Origin of the sequence: Methylocucumis oryzae, from assembly GCF_000963695.1 — a bacterium.
Taxonomy (GTDB): Bacteria; Pseudomonadota; Gammaproteobacteria; order Methylococcales; family Methylomonadaceae; genus Methylovulum; species Methylovulum oryzae.
In genome coordinates, this window is the sequence record NZ_LAJX01000190.1 from 17,698 (window position 1) to 33,852 (window position 16,155).

The following is a 16,155-nucleotide window of genomic DNA, read 5'->3' on the forward strand; positions in this document are numbered from 1 at the left end:
AGAATTGGCAAAGCAAGTACTCGGTAAAACGCTTTTCATGTAGTAACAAATTTAACAATATCCTCTTCTTGTTTTATATCAGCCATCACAACCCCTTCACTTTTAATTTGCTCTTTAATCTCATTAATGCAGCGAATAGCTGGCCTTGGCTTTCATCTGGCGCATCGTAGGCGAATAAAACCTCATCTGCCCGGATAAAGCGATATTTTTCTAATTGCTGGATTTTGCAAACCAAGGGAAATTTAACCTCATACTTATCCACTTCAGATAACCGGCTCAGATAAGCTACAACTTTTCATTACGCAGACTTCAACAAATCAAACACCACCTTAGCAAACGCCGCCGCTTTGGCTGGATCAGACAAAAGCTGCATCATCTGGTTTTGGTGGGCTTCACTGCTATCTATAATCGCATCATCAATCGCCTTGCCAAAATCGCCTAGCATCGCTTGCTCTGCGCTGTTATTGGCAATCTGATTCATGACAATTGCGTTTTCGCTGACTTTGTCTCTAATCGTATAAGCATAATTGACCAGGTCTTTTTCTGTCAGGTTGTCGGTAATAAATAACTCATTCAAACGGCTAATAATCTGCGACAACAGCTCTTCTTTTCTATCCCTTGGTTTCGCAGTACCTATATCATCCCCAGGCACCAGCTTATAATCCCCAGCATCTTCTTTTAGCTTCAAGTCCTGCTTTTTGATAATGGACAGACGGTAGTGACTCAATGTCACGTTATCCAAATCTATGCCGTCTTCTTCCATAAAGGTTTCGCGCAATAAGGGTCGAAGATTACGCGCATAGAGACTAAGCTTTTCTAAGGCCTTATCGTCGTAATCCACAATCTGCGACATAAACTCATAAAAGCGCACGAACGAGCCTAAATCCTTTTTAAAAATTTCCAAGGCATCTTTTTCTTGCTTACACTGTTTGAAGCAATTTTCAGCATTCGCAATCAGCACCGCATCGGCTGTCTTTTTGGTGCGCTCAAACATGTCTTTGGCTTGCTTGTAGGCATCCACCGCCGATTTGTAACGCTTTTGCCAGCGATCAACTGTCGGTTTGCAAATATTAGCCAGTGCCGCATTGCTTTTGCTTTTGACAAAAAAACGCATCGCAAAACTGCTCCACTTCCTGCCAGGTAAAAATATTGGCGGCGCGTAACTTGTCGTACAAATCAAAGATTAAGTCAGGGTCAGAAACATCAGCCAATTCCGCAGTTTGGTAATAAGGCTGAAAGGCTTGCAGAATATCGTCCGGCTCATTAAAAAAATCCAACACAAATGTACCGGTTTCCGCTTTACCAGGATAGGTGCGATTCAGGCGTGACAAGGTCTGCACACATTCCACATTAGCCAATTTCTTATCCACGTACATGGCGCACAGTTTAGGTTGATCAAATCCAGTCTGGAATTTGTTGGCGACCAGCATGACTTGATAATCGTCGGTATCAAAGGCTTTACGCATATCTCGGCTTTTTAGATTGGGGTTCATTGAGCTTTCGCTAAACTTTTCACCCATCAAACCCTCTGTGTTGGGGTCTTTGCTATTAAATTCCACCTCACCGGAAAAGGCGACCAGCGCATGAATGTTTTGGTAGCCTTTATCTTTAATGTATTTATCAAAGCTCAGCTTATAGCGCACCGCCTCTTTGCGCGAACTGGTGACGACCATCGCTTTCGCCTGACCGCCCAAAAGTCCCATCACGTTGTCTTTAAAATGCTCAACGATGATTTGGACTTTCTGCGAAATGTTGTAGTCGTGCAAGCGCACCCACTGATTAAGTTTGACCTTGGCTTTTTTGCTTTCAACTTCCTGATCAGTGCCTTGGATTGCTAGCGCCAAGTGATAGGCAACTTTGTAATTGGTATAGTTTTTCAACACATCCAGAATAAAGCCTTCTTCAATGGCTTGACGCATACTGTAGACATGATACGCAGCAGGCAGATTGTCTTTTGACGGTGCTTGGTTGGGATCAGGACAGCGACCAAACAATTCTAAGGTTTTGGTTTTTGGCGTGGCAGTAAACGCAAAATAACTGACATTCTTAGACGCACGACGAGACGCTATGGCAGCATCCAAAATATCCTCAGTAGTGACTTCTTCTTCGTTGTCTTCCGACGCCTCAATCATCAACACTTCTTTAAGCTGACGCGCAGTAGAGCCGCTTTGCGACGAATGCGCTTCATCGGCAATGATTGCATAGCAGCGTTCTTTCAAGCTGACGCTGTTTTCTATCGCTCGCAGCACATAAGGAAAGGTTTGAATGGTAACGATGATGATGGGTTGGGATTTTTCCAGCGCCGCCGCCAATTTTTCAGACTTTGAGCCATCGCCTTCTTTATTGTTAATCCGCCCGACCACGCCATCCACATGCTCAAACTGATAAATGGTGTCTTGCAACTGATCATCCAATACCGTTCTATCGGTCACAATAATCACAGAATCAAATTGTTTGTGACCGTTCGCATCGTAGAGTGATGATAGTTGATGTGCGGTCCAGGCGATGGAATTCGATTTACCGGAACCCGCACTATGTTGAATCAGATATTTATGGCCTGGTCCTTCGCTACGCGCCGCGCTCACCAGCTTTTTGACCACATCCCATTGGTGATAACGCGGAAAAATCAGCGCCTCTTTCTTGTACTTACGACCTTCCCAATCTTCTTTTTCCTCAATCTGCAAATGAACAAAGCGCGCCAGAATGTTGAGCAAGTTTTCTGATACTAAGACTTCATTCCACAAGTAATCCGTCGCATAGCGGTCAACATCATCGGGAATATCGTTACCCGCGCCGCCGTCTTGCGTGCCTTTATTAAAAGGCAAAAAATAAGTATCAGCACCTTCCAAACGCGTCGCCATATACACTTCGTACTGACTGACCGCGAAATGCACCAACGCACCGCGCTTAAAAGTTAACAAAGGCTCTGGTTTTTTAGTAACAGGATCAACCGGCAAACGAGTGGTTTTGTATTGCTTAATCGCATTATGAACCGCTTGTTTGAATTCTGACTTTAACTCCAAGGTCGCAATTGGCAGGCCGTTGACGAACAGCACCAAGTCAATCCGCCAGGCTTTAGCTTTGCTGCCGGTTTCCGCTAACTGTTGCGCAGTCGCCCAAGGGCTGTACACCAATTCCGGCACAACACGACAACGATTGTTTTGATAACGCGCCAAGGTCTCAGGGTTCAAATCATGCTCAGGTTTGAACTGACACAAGCTAAAGCGCGTGCCTCTATCGCGCAATTCATGCCGCAACACACCCAATGTGCCAAAAGTACGCAATTCTTTATTGGCGGCATTCGGATCAGATTTATTTAACTGACTGGCAACACGCTCCAGAAATTTTTTGCTCTGGATTATTGGGGTAAAGCGCACAGAATTTTTGCCATTGCGTATCTTGGGTTTCTTGCACAAAGCCCAGCAAATCTTCTGGATACAAAGCTAATTCACGATGGTAATGTTCAGGCGAACCTAATAACCAACCATTAGCGAGCAGGTGCTGAATAATATCGTTTTGAAAAACACTTTCCCTGGCTTTGTTATCCATGAGAATCTTTCAGTTAAAGTTGTGCGGATAACGCGAACACTGAAGCCGCGTGATGTGTGTTAGTTGACGAGTCATAACCATTCCAAGGCCTGCCGCCAGTCTTGTATTAAGCCATCCAACAGGGCGTAGCTTCGTTTAGTAACCACCGCTTGCACGATGTCATCGTTAAGCTCCAGATAATCATGCACATTGCGAAAGCCGATAATTTTTAACAATTCACCGTGTTGCAGTGCATTTAAGTCACCGCGACTTTTTAATTCATCTAAAGCTTCGCGGGATTGGCTGACCGATAAGTGATATTTTTGCTGCACAAAATACCGCGCCAGACCAATAAAGGATTCGATATAAACCTGCAAGGCCCGCTGTATCGCCAGATAATCGCGCTCCGTCCAATCAGCTGTATTTTCCAGGCTGGCTTCGTCCAGGATACGCAGCATTTTGCGTTGATGTCGAAGCAATGCTTGCTCATAAGCAATATCTCTCATAATCCTTTTCCCATTTTGACAAAATACTCTGCTCAACCCGTCTCACATGCGGTACGTTGCGATCAAACCATTTAAGCGCGGACATTAAAATGCTGTACTGCAAATAAACCGGTGCGGTTTCCAAGTCAATCACGCTCACCTTAGTATAAAGCTTTAATGCGCTCTCAATGGCGGCTTCCAACAACTGCGGGCGTAGCACACGCGCAGTGGCGTCGTTTTCGTAAGTGCTGAACAATACGGCAATATCCCAATCGCTATCTTCACGCGCGGTTTGTTTAGCGCGTGAGCCATATAAATAAATGGCGTCCACCTGTGCATGCGCGTGAATGACACGGGTTATATTTTCCGCCATGGTTTCTGGGCTCATGTGGCGACGTCTTCAATACGAGGCAAGGATTCAGGGGCTTGCCAATGTCTGACGTCGATTTTGCCGGTGACGGCGGCGGAGATTAGGGCGGTGCGGCGTTCTTGCATTAACTCAATGCTTTTTAAGCACTTATATATGAGTTCATCAAGCGTTTCACATTTTCCTTCAATCCATGAAACCAGCTCATTTTGTTCATTTATTGGGGGGCTTACAAAATAAATGTTGGCTATTCTGCTAAGACCTAGATCATTATTCGTTGCGCCCCGTGTGTAAAGTTGAGATTGTTCATAACAGGCTGTTCCATTAAGTGCAAAAGCAAGGAAATACGGATTTACTTTTGATGCGATGATTTTTAATACAGCAACATGAACCCATACTTGAAACGGAAAATCAAAATCAACAACACGTGCAACTCCTGTAGTGCCACCTTTTGTAAGCAATACGTCACCTTTCATGGGGCGAACTCTTTTACTGAATTCTATAAAATCATTTTCACTAATGTACTTTGCATCTTCTAGCGACCATCGTTCAACCTTAATGTTTCTGGCTGATATGAACATATAACCGTCATCTTGATATTTCGGAGAGAAGTGTGGGCCATCAACAATTTCTGTTACAACATTTTTAATACGCGAAACAATCCAATGCTCCGGTACCTCACCCAACCACTCAACCCCAGAATCCCGCATAGGCACATCAGGGTTTAAACCTTTAGTCACGGCATGACTAATCACTGCCTGACGTTTTTTCTTTTAGCAGTTGGATGAGTTGTTGTTGTTTTTCAATCAGGTTGTCTATTTTGGCGGTTTCGTGGCCAATAAACTCCAAAATATTTGCTTGTTCAGTTTTATTGGGCAATGGCAACAATAGTGCTTTGACAATACTAGAGTTAAGTCCGTGCATAATAGAGCCTTTTCCATTAACTTCTATTTGACTTTTTATCTCATGACAGTCATCTATCAGCAATCTAAAATAACGCGGTAATATATTTTCTTCTTTTACACGTAAACGTAAGAGATGCGAATCAATAATGCCTTGTTCCACATCTTGGGGAACCAGTTCGCACTTACCACTTGTTCCCATCATAGTAATAAGCAAGTCTAAGGGTTGAATTTGATAGACTTGCATTTCTAAGAATTTTAATGAACTGATTCGTCGTTTTCCTAGCGTAAAATCTTTTTTAATTACATTTTCTTGTCCATACACTCTAATTCCATCATCAACCATATCTTCAAGTTTTAATGCACTTCCAAAAGGGCCAATTTTGATTCCCTCCGCTCCATCTTTCAAAAGAAATCTAACTTGACGAGTTTCCCAATGGGCTGGAATTGCTCCAAGTGTTTCAACCCCAGAATCCTTATATTCAGGATACGCTTGATAACGACCAGCCATTATGAATGTACCTCTCGCAACAAGTCCATAATCTCTGCGCTCAGAGCATCCAAATCCCTTGGCGGTTGATATTGGTCAAAATGCCGGTTAAACGGTATTTCATAACCGACAAGCCATCGTAGGATGGGCAAAGGAGGTACGACGTGCCCATCAAAAATGCCAACCCTGTTTGATGGGCACGCTGTCGCTTTGCCCATCCTACTTATTCTATTCATTGCCGATGTTTTCATGATTTAACTGGATAAATTGATCCTCTAACTCAATTCCTGGCTCGTACCATCCTTTGTGGACGGCTTGGTTAAATGAGCTGTACGGCCAATCCTGTGGTCTGGAAACGTATCCATGTTTAACCGGATTAAAATGAATGTAATCCACATGCTGCCGCCAATCGTTTTCATCGCGAATGTAATGCTCCCAAAACCGACGTTGCCAAATGCCTTTTTCACGTTTTTTGGTCTTGGAATCACTGATTACCCGGCTTGGCAATCCGGCTGAAAATTTACGTTTAATCACCATCCAGCGTTTAGAGAAATCGTCATCGTTTTCCGGTAATCGCCATAGGGTATGTAAATGCTCTGGTAAAACGACTATTGCATCAATTTCAAACGGGTAACGTGATTTGCACAAGCGAAAGGCGGCACGCAATCGCTCTATGTGTTCAATTAATATCGGCTGTCTATTTTCGGTCACTACGGTAAAAAAATAACGCGCACCGGGTTGATAAAGTCGCCGATATTGCATTTCATCCCTCTATGATGATTTTCAAACGCTTGCGGATGGCGTTGTTCACGAATGCACCTCACGCAATAGGGCCATAATCTCGGCGCTGACTTTATCCAGGTCTGCGTCGATTTCCACTAAATCCCGTGGTGGCTGGTATTGGTAAAAATGCCGGTTAAACGGTATTTCATAACCGACAATCCCAATTTGCTGATCTTTGTCATCCTTTTTACTAGCATCTATCCAGGCGTCCGGCACATGCGGATGGACTTCTTTCAGAAAGTAAGCTTCGTTGACCGCATTGACGGATTGACTTGGATCAAGCGACACATTCTCATAGTCGCGCAGCTCGCTATCGGCTTGGTATTCTATGATTTGGCCATCTACCGCGAATAAGCCGTAGATTGGATTAGGTTTAGCGCGATGCGTTTTCTTAATCACTTTTTCCGCCGCAGGATTTTTCCAACTGACAGCGGCTTTAATCTGTTTTTTGTCTTTTGCGTCCAGGAATACACCCGCTTGTTTACTGGCTGCGTTCAGCACATTATCAAACAAATTCATGTCGTCATACTGTTCCAGTCCGATAATGGCTTGCAGTTGTCGCGCTTTTAGCAGCAGCTTTTTCTGCTCCAGCCAAAGTGTACGATCCAGCAGATCTTTAAGGTGTTTTTCCTTGAGTTCGCTAAAATGGTGTTTGCAATATTTCCGTATTGCTTCGCCGTGCGCGCTTAAGTCACCGTAATGTTCGCAATCCGGATGGTCGGACCAGTGATCGTCTGTTGCATATTCGGCGTAAATCCATTGCATCGCTGCATTTAGTGCACCACTGTCAAAACGTAAGGTTTCTAGTCGCTGATCGCTAAATTGGTAGGACTCGCGTAATGGCCGCTCTATGGTGATGCGACGATAACCAAATTCATGGGTATTAAAAAATTTTGCTGGCAAAGGTTTTTACAGCTTCAGTTTTGGCATTCGCAGATTGACGACCGCGATTGCTTTTTTGCTCGCTGGCTTTATTCAGTTCGTAAGGCTCTATCACGGCAAAAGCGCCGAAGCAGCGGGTGATAGTCGCAATATCGTCATCGTCCATCACGTTGCGCTTGCTACCTAATGATTTGCGCATTTTTCCGTATAAATTGACACCGTTGATGAGTTGCACTTTTCCTTTGCGTTCAGTGGCTTTTTTATTGGACAGTATCCAGATATAGGTCGCGATACCGGTGTTGTAAAACATATCGGTTGGCAAGGCGACAATCGCTTCCAATAAATCCGCTTCCAGAATGTAACGACGTATTTCCGATTCGCCAGAACCCGCACCGCCAGTGAACAAAGGTGAGCCGTTGAGAATAATACCTATGCGTGCACCTCCATCGGCAGAATCGCGTAATTTGCTGATCAGATGCAATAAGAACAGTAACGAGCCATCAGAGACACGCGGTAAACCCGGCCCAAAACGACCAGCAAAACCTTTTAGCGTGTGTTCATCTTTAATGTCAGTTTCAATCTTTTTCCAGTCCACGCCAAATGGCGGGTTGGAAAGCATGTAATCAAATTTGTCAGCGTAGAGTTGGTCGTTGGATAAGGTATTACCCAGTTTGATATTTTTGACTTCTTGCCCTTTGATAAGCATATCCGCTTTGCAAATCGCATAGCTTTCAGGATTCAGTTCTTGACCATACGAACGCATCACCGCTTGCGGATTGAGTTCGTGAACGTATTCCATACCCGCAGAGAGAAATCCGCCTGTGCCAGCGGTAGGGTCATAGAGTGTGCGAATAATGCCGGGTTTAGTCAGTGCTTCATCATCTTCCATGAATACCAGCGAGGTCGTGAGGCGGATAATGTCGCGCGGGGTAAAGTGTTCGCCAGCGGTATCGTTTGAGCTTTCAGCAAAACGCCGAATCAGCTCTTCAAACACCAAACCCATGTCATGATTGGAAATGACCTTGGGGCTTAAATCAGTAGTTCTGACTTTTTGCACAATCTTGTACAGCAGATTGGCATCGTTCAATTGACCAATAAATTCTACAAATTTGAAGTATTCAAAAATCTCTCGCGCATCTTTGGAAAAGCTTTGGATATAGCTTTCTAAATTGGCAGCGATACCGGCTTCACCCAGTTTGGACAAGTCCATTTTTGAGATGTTGTAAAACGACAAGCCATTTGTGGCTCTGAGTAACAACTTTTCTTGCGCTTCTTCCGGCAAGTTCATCGCTTGCACTTTCTCGACCTGCGCTAACACAGCTTCTTTGCTATCTTCCAATACGCATTCAAGACGACGTAACAAAGTAAAAGGCAAAATGATGCGACCGTATTGGCTTTGTTTAAAGTCACCGCGTAGCAAGTCTGCTAATAACCAGATGTAGTCCGCTAAGTTGTTAGGTGTTTGGTTCATAGTGTCCTTTCTATTACTTGCGATTGCAGAGTGTGAGGCTGTAGTCAATTAAACGGCGAATAGTACCATGTAGAGAATAGACTAAAAAAGCGTGTTCTAATATAAATCGCGGTATTCAGTATAGGCTTCAAAACGGCATACACTGAAGTTTCATTTTGGCACTTGCCTGCTTTTAGAAAGCCGCAATCGGCAAGGCGACTTGGATAATTTGCCTTATTATCTTTGGGCGTTACCTGGGGAGATGTCGCCCTGGTATGACTCGGTTAGATTGTGTAGGCAAACTAAAAAAGGATGTTGGCAGGATGTATTTGCACGAATTGAAACGGAATTAAATTAGCAGTAATTTAGCCATTTTGAATTGGTGAATCCGTTATTTACCCCCAAATATCAGGTAAAATCGCACCCAAATATCGGCCAAACTTACACAAGCCGTGCATTTAAACCCGTTGGAAAAAGAATATGAGAAGAATTAGCTTTTATTTCTTGCCTTAAACCATTCGTCTCTATCTATTTCAGCTTGCTTAAGTAATCTTGATAATAAATCAACACTAATTTCTTGCCTATGCGGATTTGGCAACGTAAGAACGCTTTTACCTTTTACCATATACGGATGTTTACCTCCGCTATAAGGTCCTTCAAACTTTAAATATCTGAGCGTTGCTACTAATTCGCTCCAACTAATAGGAGTTAGCTTAGGCAACCTCCATTATCCTTGGTGTGCTAATAACCAAACCGTCGATAGGTGGAATTTCTAAACCTCTGCTATTATGAATTAAAATCCAACCTTCAACGCTCTCGGCTAAATTCTTCCTACACTCTTCCAATGTTTTGCCGGTTGCCCAAACACCGTTTAATCCTTCTATCTCGCCGTAATAGGGTTCATCATCTTCGATTAATTCGTAATGTGCTTTATTTAATGCAGCGTCGATATATTCTCTAATCATTGTTACCTAGCCTTATTGTTACCTGTTCTGGCGTTGTCCTTTTTAAATACTTTCTTAAGGTTACGAAACTATTTTTCTAAGGCTTATTGCTTATATTTGCTTTGTATATACTCAATGTGTTCTTCATCTACCTTATTTGAACGCTTACTTCTTTTGTACTCTATTTTTCCAATTGCTTCATATACTTGATTTTCGTCTAATATGTCGTTATTAAATTGCGATATATATTTGACTAAGTCATTTAGTTTTACAACGTTTGTTCGGTAAATTAGTTTTTATTTCGACTTCAGAATTAGTAAACACAACTATTGAAATTATCCATTCTTTTGATATGCCTACTACATTGCTCAAATGATAGATGTGACCATTATTTTGTAATAAGGGATTTAAGAATTTATATTTTTTTTGACTATTTTTGAATGTTTGCGTCCATTTGTGCTGTTTTTCATTACCATAAATCCATCCTTTATAGTCCTTTGTTTCGATTATAAAAATACCTTTTCTTGAAAATAAAATGTGATCAATTTGAGTTGAACCGTTAGTGGTAGGGATTGTGATATTGTTTTTTAAATGATACCCATGCTCTTCAATAGATTGTAGCGTTATCCTTACCTTTTTTTCACCTTCGTTCTCTTTATAGATTAGATTTTTTCTTCCTGTTTGATAACCAATGCTAAATGGAATTGCTAAAAAAGCTAACGTGACTATCATTTCAACTATCATTTATCTTAATTCCTTTATTTCCTTTCTATATAGCTATAATTAGCTCTATCTAGCTTACAAGTTAGCCTAGCTTGTCTAGCGCGTCAATCCTTCGCGTCCATTTCTTTTTAATTTGTTCGGCTATTTTGTACCCGTTAATAGATTTTGTTTTTCTCGAATCTCCTCTAGTTCTGGGCTGATTTGTCCAGCTTCAGGAATTGTTAAAGCCGTAGTAAGCTAATAAGCGTATTGAGGCCATCTTTTTACAATTGCTTCAATATGTTCCTCGTTTGCTCTTTGGATACCGTTTTCAACGTTTGCCCAGGTTTTTGCCTTTAACCTGTTTCAGCCTCAAACATTGTTCTATCCATCGATAAAGATTCTCTAAGTTTTCTGATTCTATTTTTCATAAATCACCAAATATTAGTTGACTAATATTTAGTCATTGATTTTAACCAGCCACAAACAGGCTAAGGGGTCAATTATGGAACAAACACCAATGCAAGACAACACGATGGAAAAACAGTTAATGCAGCTACCGATAAGCGTTAACGTCTCTTTACCAATGATTCATCAAAGGCAATCCGCCGAACTTAACGGCTTATCTGAAGGCATGAGGGGTTGGATAGATAACGGCTACTTACTCGTTAAAGTGGGGCGTTACACAATGGTTAACCTCGTTCAACTCGCTGAACGACTCAAAAACGGAACGCTATAAAACTAGCCAATCAAGCAAAAGGAAAAACAACCATGACAACGAATGACTTACCCACTTTACCGCCACGCACCGGAATTCCTCGGCCAAGCCGTGCATTTAAACCCGTTGGAAAATCAAAATGGAAAGAATATGGAAAGAATTTCCCTATCCTGAGCGGTGGGCATAAAAAAAAGCCAGTTAAAAAACTGGCTTTTTCAATGACTTATATGGTGGGTCGCATGCGATTCGAACGCATGACCATCGCATTAAAAAGTGCGGTGCTCTACCGGCTGAGCTAGCGACCCGACAAAGAATGCTTATTATAAAGATGTTTTAAAAATATGCAAGCATTTTATTTATAGCGCGTGTTATCCATCTGACCGGCTTGCTCAAACCCTGCTTTTCTTAGGCGGCAAGCATCACAAACACCGCAAGCTTGGCCTTGTTCATCGGCGGAATAGCACGAAACGGTTTGGCTATAATCGATGTTTAAGCAATGCCGGTAGTGATAATGTCAGCTTTGCTTAAATTTAGCAGTGGCGTATGTATCGTGAATGGGACGCCTTCTACACCCGCTTTTGTCGCTAAGTTAGCCAGGCTTTGAAAAGCGTTAATAAATTCTGGTCGGCAATCGGGATAACCGGAGTAATCTACCGCATTAACACCTATAAAAATATTTTGGCAATGCAATACTTCAGCCCAAGCTAAAGCAAACGCTAAAAAAAATGGTATTTCTAGCAGGTACATAAGTAACAGGTATGCCTGCTTGTAATTGTTCAGGCACAGCGATGTGTTTGTCGGTTAATGCCGAACCACCAAAAGCATCTAGGCTAAGTTTTATAATTTTGTGTTCTTTTACGTGATAGCGTTGTGCGATATTCGCCGCTGCGGTGAGTTCGGCGTTATGGCGTTGACCGTAATCGAAACTTAATGCGTAACAGGTGAAACCTTGTTGTTGGGCTAAGGCTAAAACGGTGATGGAATCCAGTCCACCAGATAATAAAACGATTGCTGATTTTTGCATTTATTTGCCTCGGGCATCATGCCATAACAATTTGTGCAATTGGACTTGAAAACGCACAGGTAATCTATCTCGCAAAATATGTTCAGCCAATTCAGTAGGATTTTGCTGGTCTGCTACGGGAGAAAACAAAATTTGGCACGTTTCATGTAGACGTTGTTCAACAAGCCAGGCTTTTGACCATTCGTAATCTTCTTGGCTGCCGATAACGAATTTAACTTGGTCTTTTGCTGTTAAAAACGCTAAATTTTCATAGCGATTTTTACTTAGCTCGCCGGAACTGGGTGTTTTTAAATCCATGACTTTAACAATACGTGCGTCTACGGCTGATATGTCCAGCGCCCCACTCGTTTCTAACGAGACATAAAAGCCTAAATCGGCTAAATGAGTCATTAATGTTAAACAACCAGGCTGTGCTAAAGGTTCGCCACCGGTGACGGTGACGTACTGGCACTGATACGTTTGTACTTCAGCCAAAATATCGGCTATGGTCATTTTTTGACCACCGCTAAACGCGTAAGCCGTATCACAATAGCTGCAACGCAATGGACATCCCGTTAAGCGAATAAATGCCGTCGGTATGCCAACGGTATTCGATTCGCCTTGTAACGAGTAGAAAATCTCCGTAATTCTTAATTCAGAATCCATTATTAATTGATGGTTGCCAATTTCTTACTCGCCAATCTAGCCGCATTCGAGTCAGGGTAATCCGTAGTCACGCGCGTTAGATATTGTTTGGCCAGGTCCTTTTGATTTTGATCTAAGGCAACAAAGCCAAGTTTTAGTAACGCATCGGGCGCTTTAGCGTGGGTAGGATATTTATCTAGCACGGCTTGAAAAGCTTGTTTAGCAGCTTCGTCATCGTGCTTAACTCTAAAGGCTTCGCCTAACCAATATTGCGCATTTGCAGCCAAAGAGCTTTCTGGGTATTGTGCTAAATAAGCATTAAACTCAGTAATCGATTGCTCGGTATGGCCGTTTCTAAGCTCAGTATACGCATGTTGATAAAGCTGTTGTTCTGCGTCAGACGCGGCTGGTACAGCGCTGTTAGCGGCTGCTACCGGCGGTGTTGGCGCTGCATTAACCTTATCGGGCGCAGCATCAGCGGCTGGTGCAGCTGGCTCCGTCGCCTGTGGAGTTTCAACAGGCGTTTCCGGCGCCACACTACCGGCTGACTCGGCTGATGCCTGGTCAGCAGGCGCGGCCGTACCTTCTAAACGCTGCAAACGGTCATCCACATCCGTGTACATAGTCGATTGATGTTTTTTAAGTTCAGCGATTTGATTAGCCTGCTCTTCTAACTTACCTGTTAATTGCTGCACTTCTCTTTGCAGTTGCTCAACCTTAGCGGTCATCTCTAACATTGCGTTCGTCGATGGCGTAGCCGCTAAATTAACATTAGGTGCTGGTTGCGCTGAAGGAGGGTAACTGGAGTTATCAATAACCTCTGGCAACGCGTAAGCGTTACTTAAGACAAGGCTTAAACAGGTTAACAACGTTAAACGAGGTTTCATTAGCTGACCTTAATAAACAATTTCAACGCGACGATTTAATTCCCATGACGATTCATCATTACCCATTGCAGCAGGTTTTTCCTCGCCATAGCTAACCACGCTGATTTGCGACTCTGATACACCTTGAATTTTCATCATACTGGCAACAGATTTAGCGCGTTGCTCTCCTAAGCCAATGTTGTACTCTCGTGAGCCTCTGTCGTCGCAATGACCTTCTAAAGTGATATGCTGACTAGGGTTGGCGATTAAATATTGCACATGTGCCGCAATTACAGGAATAAAATCCGGCTGTACGTCACTCGAATCTAACATGAAATAAATCGTGCGTTTCGATAAGGGATTGCTAGGGTCGCTAAATTCTGGGCCTAGGTTTTTGCCACTGCTACCATACATGTTTGAACCTGAGCCATACATGCCTGAACCGCCCATTTCTGAGCCATTAATACCCGTACTACCATTTAAACCACTGGTCGAAGCATCATTAATACCATTCGTTGACGTTTGCCCACCTAATAAACTAGGGTCTTCGTCTGGGGTATCTGCACAGCCCGCCAGTAATAACGTGCTAATCGTTAATGCCAATATAATGCGTAATTTCATTGTGTTTTCCAAAGTTAAACTAAAGAGGGAAACTAGGGCGACCATGCGGGTTCGCGCACTTCACCGCTGTTAAATACCAGTTTTTGTTGCATTTTACCATCGATGGAAACGGCTGATAAGAAACCGTTACCACCTGCTTTTGATGCATATAAAATCATGCTGCCATTCGGTGCAAAACTAGGCGATTCATCTGAGGGACCTTTCGTTAGCGGGCTAATTGAACGGGTCGCCATATCCATAATTGCTATTCTATAGCTTCTGCCATTACCATGAACCATAACGATATTGCGTCCATCCGGCGAAAAACTACCGCGCGCATTGTAATCACCAGCAAAGGTAATACGTTTAGCATCACCACCTTGGCTAGATGCCATATAGAGTTGTGGCTTTCCGCCTCTATCCGAAGTAAAAATAATTTTACTGCCTTCAGGTGACCACGATGGCTCAGTGTCAATGGCGTGGTTATTCGTTAAACGCAGTAATGAGCGAGTTGATAAATTTAAGACATAAATTTCTGGATTACCGTCTTTTGATAAGGTTAACGCTAAGCGTGTACCATCGGGCGACCATGACGCGCGCCATTAATACCTGGAAATTCTGCGACTCGCTCACGCTGTCCAGTCGCTAAGGTTTGCAAATAAACTGCGGCAGCTTTTCTCTCAAAGGAAACATAAGCGATGCGTTTACCATCGGGCGACCAAGAGGGGGACATTAACGGTTCAGGCGATGACGCTATAGTTTGCGGGTTATAGCCGTCGGCGTCGGCGACTTGTAGCTGGTGATTACCGCCCCCGCTAGTAATATAAGCAATACGGCCACTGAAAACGCCTTTTTTCCCAGTTAATTTTTCAAAAATTAAATCACTAATTTTATGGGCTGTTCTGCGTAAATCAGCAGGTGATGAGGTCATTTTATAACCTAATAGTTGGCCTGTTTTGTACACATCAAGTAGTTGAAATTGTACTTCGTAAAGACCACCGGCGTTATTCACTTGACCAACGACTAAGTAATTTTGCGCTAATTCTTGCCATTCAGGGAAGTTGACCTGCTGGGCTGTGCTAGGATGACTACGCATCGCTTGCTCTGCCATCATTTTAAAATAGCCACTACGCGCTAAATCGGCATTGACGATTTCACTAATGCTGACAGGAGCACCACTAGAGGCAAAAGGCACTACGGCTACCGGAACAGCACCTTCTAAACCTTCAGTGATTTCAATCTGTAACCCAGCATAAGCCAGACTGAAGTTAACTAAACAAAAGATGCCAATACATAATTTTTTGTGTAAATCCATTATGACCTCTGTGAGATGAAGCGCAGAAAAAGAGAGTGTTATCTCGGATTAAATACGAATGTTAACGGCCTAAATTCTCGGGCAAATAATTCTTTATCTTTAGGCACCGGTAGAGGTGACGCTTTATTAACGGCACTGACGGCTGAATTATCGAATATTTCATCGCCGCTACTCGCGATAACTTCCACATCGGTTACTGTACCGTCTGGTAATAAACGAACTCTAACGGTACATTTTAAACCTTGCGTGGCATCCGGTGGCCTAATCCACTGACGTGTAACTTTTTGCATTAAGGCTTTTTTTAGCTCAGCTAATTCTGATTTCGCTTTTGCCGCAGCGTCGGCTTTAGCCTTAGCTTCTGCCTCGGCTTTCGCTTTGGCTGCCGCTTCGGCTTCAGCTTTGGCCTTTGCTTCTGCCTCAGCTTTCGCTTTTGCCGCCGCTTCGGCCTTAGCCTTAGCTTCTGCCTCCGCTTTGG

The 16,155-nt window shown here is 43.1% G+C and carries 20 protein-coding genes, 1 tRNA gene and 2 pseudogenes; 1 reads left to right on the plus strand and 22 read right to left on the minus strand.

What is annotated here, in order from left to right:
• Positions 1–85: 85 nt before the first annotated feature.
• The 14 genes from VZ94_RS26100 to VZ94_RS16535 form a co-directional block, all read right to left on the minus strand.
• Positions 86–262, minus strand: coding sequence for a hypothetical protein (locus tag VZ94_RS26100; RefSeq protein ID WP_157844963.1), 177 nt, complete (start codon positions 260–262; stop codon positions 86–88).
• A 36-nt stretch (positions 263–298) separates the two neighbouring features.
• Positions 299–1,114, minus strand: coding sequence for an HsdR family type I site-specific deoxyribonuclease (locus VZ94_RS27180; protein ID WP_204369185.1), 816 nt, complete (start codon positions 1,112–1,114; stop codon positions 299–301).
• The gene (locus VZ94_RS16490; RefSeq protein WP_204369186.1) at positions 1,071–3,377 is read right to left on the minus strand and encodes a type I restriction endonuclease subunit R; all 2,307 of its coding nucleotides are present in this window, start codon (positions 3,375–3,377) and stop codon (positions 1,071–1,073) included. The genes VZ94_RS27180 and VZ94_RS16490 overlap by 44 nt, the downstream gene beginning before the upstream one ends.
• Positions 3,313–3,549 (minus strand): hypothetical protein, encoded by a 237-nt coding sequence (locus tag VZ94_RS27185; protein WP_204369187.1) that lies wholly within the window; start codon positions 3,547–3,549, stop codon positions 3,313–3,315. The genes VZ94_RS16490 and VZ94_RS27185 overlap by 65 nt, the downstream gene beginning before the upstream one ends.
• A 71-nt stretch (positions 3,550–3,620) precedes the next feature.
• On the minus strand, positions 3,621–4,034 hold the full coding sequence (locus tag VZ94_RS16495; RefSeq protein WP_045780062.1) for a HepT-like ribonuclease domain-containing protein: 414 nt from the start codon (positions 4,032–4,034) through the stop codon (positions 3,621–3,623).
• Positions 4,015–4,401 carry a type VII toxin-antitoxin system MntA family adenylyltransferase antitoxin gene (mntA, locus tag VZ94_RS16500; RefSeq protein ID WP_045780063.1) on the minus strand — a complete coding sequence of 129 codons (387 nt, stop codon included), beginning with the start codon at positions 4,399–4,401 and terminating at the stop codon, positions 4,015–4,017. The genes VZ94_RS16495 and mntA overlap by 20 nt, the downstream gene beginning before the upstream one ends.
• A complete protein-coding gene (locus VZ94_RS23505) occupies positions 4,398–5,120 on the minus strand; it encodes a restriction endonuclease subunit S (RefSeq protein WP_131655604.1) in 723 nt (240 codons plus the stop codon). Before VZ94_RS23505 ends, mntA begins: the two co-directional genes overlap by 4 nt.
• 7 nt (positions 5,121–5,127) lie before the next feature.
• Entirely contained in the window at positions 5,128–5,793 is a 666-nt protein-coding gene (locus tag VZ94_RS23510) for a restriction endonuclease subunit S (RefSeq protein ID WP_052700661.1), read from the minus strand.
• 207 nt (positions 5,794–6,000) lie between these two features.
• A complete protein-coding gene (locus VZ94_RS16515; protein WP_045780065.1) occupies positions 6,001–6,534 on the minus strand; it encodes an REP-associated tyrosine transposase in 534 nt (177 codons plus the stop codon).
• 45 nt (positions 6,535–6,579) lie between these two features.
• Positions 6,580–7,458: a thioredoxin domain-containing protein gene (locus VZ94_RS27190; RefSeq protein ID WP_204369188.1), complete on the minus strand. Its 879-nt coding sequence runs from the start codon at positions 7,456–7,458 to the stop codon at positions 6,580–6,582.
• Complete coding sequence (locus VZ94_RS27195; protein WP_204369189.1) at positions 7,439–8,908, minus strand: type I restriction-modification system subunit M; 1,470 nt, start codon at positions 8,906–8,908, stop codon at positions 7,439–7,441. The genes VZ94_RS27190 and VZ94_RS27195 overlap by 20 nt, the downstream gene beginning before the upstream one ends.
• A gap of 469 nt (positions 8,909–9,377) precedes the next feature.
• Complete coding sequence (locus VZ94_RS16525) at positions 9,378–9,608, minus strand: type II toxin-antitoxin system HicA family toxin (protein WP_045780066.1); 231 nt, start codon at positions 9,606–9,608, stop codon at positions 9,378–9,380.
• Entirely contained in the window at positions 9,601–9,852 is a 252-nt protein-coding gene (locus tag VZ94_RS16530) for a type II toxin-antitoxin system HicB family antitoxin (protein WP_045780067.1), read from the minus strand. The genes VZ94_RS16525 and VZ94_RS16530 overlap by 8 nt, the downstream gene beginning before the upstream one ends.
• A gap of 237 nt (positions 9,853–10,089) precedes the next feature.
• The gene (locus VZ94_RS16535) at positions 10,090–10,575 is read right to left on the minus strand and encodes a nuclease-related domain-containing protein (protein ID WP_045780068.1); all 486 of its coding nucleotides are present in this window, start codon (positions 10,573–10,575) and stop codon (positions 10,090–10,092) included.
• 463 nt (positions 10,576–11,038) lie between these two features.
• On the opposite strand from VZ94_RS16535, the gene VZ94_RS16540 reads away from it, so the two are divergent.
• Positions 11,039–11,272, plus strand: coding sequence for a hypothetical protein (locus tag VZ94_RS16540; protein ID WP_045780069.1), 234 nt, complete (start codon positions 11,039–11,041; stop codon positions 11,270–11,272).
• 207 nt (positions 11,273–11,479) lie between these two features.
• Here VZ94_RS16540 and VZ94_RS16545 read toward each other — a convergent pair.
• From VZ94_RS16545 to tolA, 8 genes and pseudogenes are all read right to left on the minus strand, one after another.
• Positions 11,480–11,556: transfer RNA gene (locus tag VZ94_RS16545), tRNA-Lys, on the minus strand.
• 47 nt (positions 11,557–11,603) lie between these two features.
• A pseudogene (locus VZ94_RS31010) lies at positions 11,604–11,998 on the minus strand (7-cyano-7-deazaguanine synthase).
• Positions 11,946–12,275, minus strand: coding sequence for a 7-cyano-7-deazaguanine synthase (locus tag VZ94_RS31015; RefSeq protein WP_275575305.1), 330 nt, complete (start codon positions 12,273–12,275; stop codon positions 11,946–11,948). Before VZ94_RS31015 ends, VZ94_RS31010 begins: the two are co-directional and overlap by 53 nt.
• Entirely contained in the window at positions 12,276–12,920 is a 645-nt protein-coding gene (gene queE, locus VZ94_RS16555) for a 7-carboxy-7-deazaguanine synthase QueE (RefSeq protein WP_109867713.1), read from the minus strand.
• 2 nt (positions 12,921–12,922) lie between these two features.
• Complete coding sequence (ybgF, locus tag VZ94_RS16560; protein ID WP_045780071.1) at positions 12,923–13,786, minus strand: tol-pal system protein YbgF; 864 nt, start codon at positions 13,784–13,786, stop codon at positions 12,923–12,925.
• 9 nt (positions 13,787–13,795) lie between these two features.
• Positions 13,796–14,386, minus strand: coding sequence for a peptidoglycan-associated lipoprotein Pal (gene pal, locus VZ94_RS16565; protein ID WP_045780072.1), 591 nt, complete (start codon positions 14,384–14,386; stop codon positions 13,796–13,798).
• A 32-nt stretch (positions 14,387–14,418) separates the two neighbouring features.
• A pseudogene (tolB, locus tag VZ94_RS33330) lies at positions 14,419–15,680 on the minus strand (Tol-Pal system beta propeller repeat protein TolB).
• A gap of 38 nt (positions 15,681–15,718) precedes the next feature.
• Positions 15,719–16,155, minus strand: a 437-nt coding sequence (gene tolA / locus VZ94_RS16575) for a cell envelope integrity protein TolA (RefSeq protein WP_045780073.1), incomplete at its 5' end; no start/stop codon positions are given.